Here is a 4675-nt window from a genome sequence, read left to right on the forward strand (position 1 = left end):
GGGTCACGGAGTGCCTTGTCGGTCAGGCGGCGGGGCGGGTGCTGCCGGGCGGTCCCGGGATCGGTGCGGCGGATCAGGGCCGGGTCCGCGGCGTCCGGCACGGCACCTCGCCGCCTTGCCGGAGTGCCCCGACAGCCGACGCGGTCCTCCGGCGCCTTGCGATGCACCGCACCGGGCGCCGCGACACCTGCGGCCCTGAACCGCCGGAACGACCCTAACCTCCTGACACGCCGTCGGCCAGGGTGCCCGACCGTCCCCGTCAAGTCCGCACGGGATCGCCCGAGGGCCGCGGGTGCCGCGCTGCTACGCTCCGGCGATCGCCACACGGCCCTGGGGGACCGCGTATGACACCGGCCGCACGCCCGCTGCCCGCCGCCGGCTCAGGCCCGCAGGCGACCGCCGTGGCCGTCACCGGGCACGTCCGCCTCGCACCGGAGGTCCGCGGCCCGGTCGGGGAGGCCCTCCGCCGGTTCCTCGCCGCTTTCCCGGCCGACGGGCTGACCGGCCTGTCGTGCCTGGCCGAGGGGGCCGACGCGCTGTTCGCGGACGCCGTCCTCGCGGCCGGCGGCCGGCTCGTCGCGGTCCTGCCGTCGGCCGACTACCGGGAGCGCATGGTGGCGCCGCACTACGCGGCCGAGTTCGACCGGCTGCGCGCGGCGGCGTCCGAGGTGCGGACCCTGCCCTACCGGCGCGCCTCGGCGCACGCGTACGCGGCGGCGGGGCGCCTGCTGCTGGGCCGGGCGGACCTGCTGGTGGCGGTGTGGGACGGCCGTCCCGGTCGCCCGGGCGGCACCGCCGACACCGTGGCCGCCGCCCGCGCCGCCGGGCTGCCCGTCACGGTCCTCCGGCCCGGACCGGGCCGCCCCTGACGCCCGGGCGGCACAGCCGACACCGTGGCCGCCGCCCGCGCCGCCGGGCTGCCCGTCACGGTCCTCCGGCCCGGACCGGGCCGCCCCTGACGCCCGGAGCGCGGCGGGGCGCGTCCCCGGCGCCGCGGCGGCTCCGGCAGGGTGGATCCGGGGGCCGTCGCACGGGGAGCGTGTCGAGCGCCGGGCGCGCGCCGGGCGGCGGGCCCGCGGGGAACGCGTACCCCGGTGCGCCCCTGCGTGCCCCTGCGGGCGGAGCCGGAGCGGCCCGTACCGTTCGGGGCCATGAGCGGATACGCGATGGAACCGGCCAAGCCGACGAAAATCAGCTTCCAGGCTCTGCCTCCCTCCGACCGGTGGTCCCCCACGCTCGTCGTCCCGGCGCCCGTCTGCCGGTTCGAGGGCTTCCTCGGCGCCGAACGCGCCGACGCCCTCCTGGAGTACGCGATATCCCGGCAGGACGACTTCCGCGCCGGCACCGTGCGCGACCCCCTCACCGGCGAGGTGTCCCGCAAGGGGCGGGACTCGCTGGTCCTGCCGGTGGCCAGCGAGGTGTTCAGCGCGCACCTGGCGGACTGCCTGCCGCTCGTGCAGGAGGTCCTGGGGCAGCGGGCGGTCCTGGACCGGTCGGTCACGGTCCTGACGGCGCACGGCGAGGGCGGTCACTACGGCATCCACACCGACGCGTCCCGGGTCCGCGACGTCGGCACCGCCCTGTCGGCGGTGTACTACCTGCACCGCAGGCCGCGCGGCTTCGGGGGCGGGCGGCTGCGCCTGTACGACACCGCCGTCGACGGCGAGGGGAGGGCACGGCCCGCGGAGACGTACCGGACCGTCGAACCGGAGCACGACACCATCGTGTTCTTCCCGTCCTGCGCGTTCCACGAGGTCGTCCCCTCGACCTGCCCGAGCGGCCGGTTCGAGGACCACCGGTTCACGCTGACGACGTGGATCTCCGACCGGGAGCCGGCGCCGGGGGCGGCCGCCCCGCGGGAGGCGGCGGGCTCCGGCCCCTGGCAGTGGATGGCCCGCGCGGCCGAGGGCACGCGCCCGCTCGGGGAGCACGGCGGGGACCCCGACGGGGCGCGCCCCGTGCCCCTGCCGCCGCCCGGCCCGGCTGCCCGCCGCCTGGCCTCGGGCCCGCGAACGGCGCGGCACGACGACTGACGGACGACCCGCCGGCCGCCGTGAGCGCCGTGCCCCGTGCCGCGCGGGCGGTTTCCGCCCGCGCGGCACGGTCGTGCGCGGCGCGGGCTACCCGTCGATGTCGACGTGCATGTTGAAGCGCACCCCGGCGATCCTGACGAGGAGGTTCCCCTGGACCTTGCGCCGGGCGAGGGTGGCTCCTACGGTGCCCTTCCCGAGGGCCGCCTTGTCCTGCGGGGCGTGGCTGACGAACCCGGTGAAGACGCCGCCCCCGGCGAGTTGGGCGGCGGCCCGCCACTCCTCGCGCAGTTCCTCGTAGGCGGTGGGGTCGAGGGGGGAGCCGCCGAGGCCGAGGTTCACGCGCTCCCCGCCCACGTAGGCGGCGGCGCACTGCTTGAGGATGACCGGGACCAGGGTGTTCTTCAGGGAGTAGTGCGTGGCCACGGCCGCGAGCAGGCCCCCGGGATCCGCGTCGAGCACGGCCTGGCGCGCGTCGCGGGCGCCCGCCTTGAGCAGCCGTTCCTTGTCCTTGTCGATGGCGTTGTGGGCTTCGGCGAAGCCGTACTTCTCGTTGCGGGCGATCCCGATCGTCGTCTGCCAGTCCCTCGGGTCGACCCACTCGGGGTCGAAGCCGATCGATGCGCAGTACTCCAGGAGGTCCTTCTCGGCTTCGGCTTCGCTGCCGGCGTGCTTCGGCATGCATCCCCTCCTCGTGGCGGAGCCACCAAGGTCCCACGCGCGGCCGCTCCTGTCAGGCGGTTCGGACGACGTGTGAAACCCGTTGCGAAGAGGGGTTTTCGTGGTGTTGCGCGGGTCATGCGGGCGGGTGCCGGTCGCCCGCTCCCGCCTCCGGCCGCGTCTTGGCGAGGTTCGAGTGCCGGTAGGAGTAGGCGAGGTAGACGACCAGCCCGATGAGGAACCAGACGGCGAAGCGGAGCCAGGTCTCCACCCTCAGGTACGTGATCAGCCAGAGGGAGGCGACGACGCCGATGGCGGGCGTGAACGGCATCAGGGGGGTGCGGAACTGCCGCGGCAGGTCGGGGCGCCGGTAGCGGAGCACGATGACGGAGGTGCACACGACGGCGAAGGCGAGCAGGATGCCGATGTTGGTGAGTTCGGCGGCCTCTCCGATCGGCACGAATCCGGCGATGAGCGCGGAGCCGACGCCGACGATCCAGGTGACGCGCGTCGGTACGTGCCGGGTCGGGTGCGTCTTGGCGAACCAGTGCGGCAGGAGTCCGTCGCGGCTCATGGAGAACCACACGCGCGTCACACCGAGCATGAAGGTGAACATCACCGTGAGGATGCCGATGATGGCGCCGACGGCGATGATGTTGGCGACCCCGTCGAGGCCCACGGACTGGAACGCGGTGGAGAAGCCGCTCTCCGGGTCGATCTCGGTGTAGTTCTGCATGCCCGTCAGGACGAGGCAGGCCAGCACGTACAGCACCATGGAGATGGCGAGCGAGTAGAGGATCGCCTTGGGCATGTGGCGCTGGGCGTCCTTGGACTCCTCTGCGGCGGTGCTCATGGCGTCGTAGCCGAAGACGGCGAAGAAGACGGTGGCGGCGCCCGTGATGGCACCGCCGACGCCGAAGGGGAAGAACGGCGTGTAGTTGGCGGTGTCGATGTGGAAGAAGCCGACGACGATGACCAGCAGCACCACCAGCACCTTCAGCACGACGACGACGGTTTCGAAGCGTGCGGCGTTCCTGATGCCGAGGGTGAGCAGGTAGGCGGTGAAGAGGCACAGGACCGCGGCGATGAGGTCGACGCGGTGGCCTTCGCCGGTGCCGGGCGCCCCCAGCATCCAGACGGGCAGGCTCGTGCCCGTCGCCTCCAGGAGGAAGTTGAAGTAGCCGGAGATGCCGATGGCGACGACCGCGACGATCGCCGTGTACTCCAGCAGGAGGTCCCAGCCGATGAACCAGCCGGCGATCTCGCCGAGGACGGCGTACCCGTAGGTGTAGGCGGATCCTGCCTTCGGGATCAGCCCGGCGAACTCGGCGTAGGAGAAGGCGGCGGCGGCGCTGGCCACGCCGGCGATGAGGAAGGAGATCAGGACGGCCGGTCCCGCCGTGCCGTTGGCGACGGTGCCCGCCAGGGTGAAGATGCCGGCGCCGATGATGCCGCCGACGCCGATGGCGGTGAGCTGCCACAGGCCGAGGGTGCGCGCGAGCTGTTCGCTCGGGGCGCCCTCGGTCTCGTCGATGTGATCGATCGGCTTGCGGCGCAGCACGCCCTGCCCCATCCGCGGCCTCGCCATGGGCGGTCCTTTCCTTCGGAACCCGACGGGCGCTCATCATGGCGGAGCCGCCCCACGGGCGGAACTAGGCGCTCCGGTGAATGGCCGGGGGTGAGCCGTCCGCGGCGCCGTACGCCGGCCGCCGGTCAGGGCGGTTCGATGCGGGCGATGAGGAGGGCGATGTCGTCGTCGGCTGAGGCGGGGACGAGGCGGGCCAGCAGGCCGTCGGCAAGTCCGGCGAGGGTGGGGTGCGGCTCCTCGGAGAGCGTGCCGGTGAGTTCGGCCAGCCGCTCGTCGATGTCGGTGCCGCGGGCCTCGATGAGCCCGTCGGTGTAGAGGACGAGGATGCTGCCGGGCTCCAGGGTCAGGTGGGTGGTGGTGTAGCGGGGGTGTCCCACGCCGAGCGGCGGGTCGGGGG

The 4675-nt window shown here is 74.1% G+C and carries 5 protein-coding genes; 2 read left to right on the plus strand and 3 right to left on the minus strand.

Translation table 11 applies throughout. The annotated features are described in order from the left end of the window. Positions 1-344 precede the first annotated feature (344 nt). Positions 345-869 (plus strand): hypothetical protein, encoded by a 525-nt coding sequence (locus EF903_RS28930; RefSeq protein WP_125547965.1) that lies wholly within the window; start codon positions 345-347, stop codon positions 867-869. 282 nt (positions 870-1151) lie between these two features. Beyond that, on the plus strand, positions 1152-2033 hold the full coding sequence (locus EF903_RS28935; RefSeq protein WP_125547966.1) for a 2OG-Fe(II) oxygenase: 882 nt from the start codon (positions 1152-1154) through the stop codon (positions 2031-2033). 87 nt (positions 2034-2120) lie between these two features. On the opposite strand, the gene EF903_RS28940 is transcribed toward EF903_RS28935, so the two are convergent. From EF903_RS28940 to EF903_RS28950, 3 genes are all read right to left on the minus strand, one after another. Then, a complete protein-coding gene (locus EF903_RS28940; RefSeq protein WP_125547967.1) occupies positions 2121-2711 on the minus strand; it encodes a hypothetical protein in 591 nt (196 codons plus the stop codon). Positions 2712-2826: 115 nt separating this feature from the next. After that, on the minus strand, positions 2827-4278 hold the full coding sequence (locus EF903_RS28945; RefSeq protein ID WP_125547968.1) for an amino acid permease: 1452 nt from the start codon (positions 4276-4278) through the stop codon (positions 2827-2829). 125 nt (positions 4279-4403) lie between these two features. Next, positions 4404-4675, minus strand: a 272-nt coding sequence (locus EF903_RS28950) for a SpoIIE family protein phosphatase (RefSeq protein ID WP_148142598.1), incomplete at its 5' end; no start/stop codon positions are given.

This window comes from Streptomyces sp. WAC05292 (assembly GCF_003949955.1).
GTDB lineage: Bacteria > Actinomycetota > Actinomycetes > Streptomycetales > Streptomycetaceae > Streptomyces > Streptomyces globosus.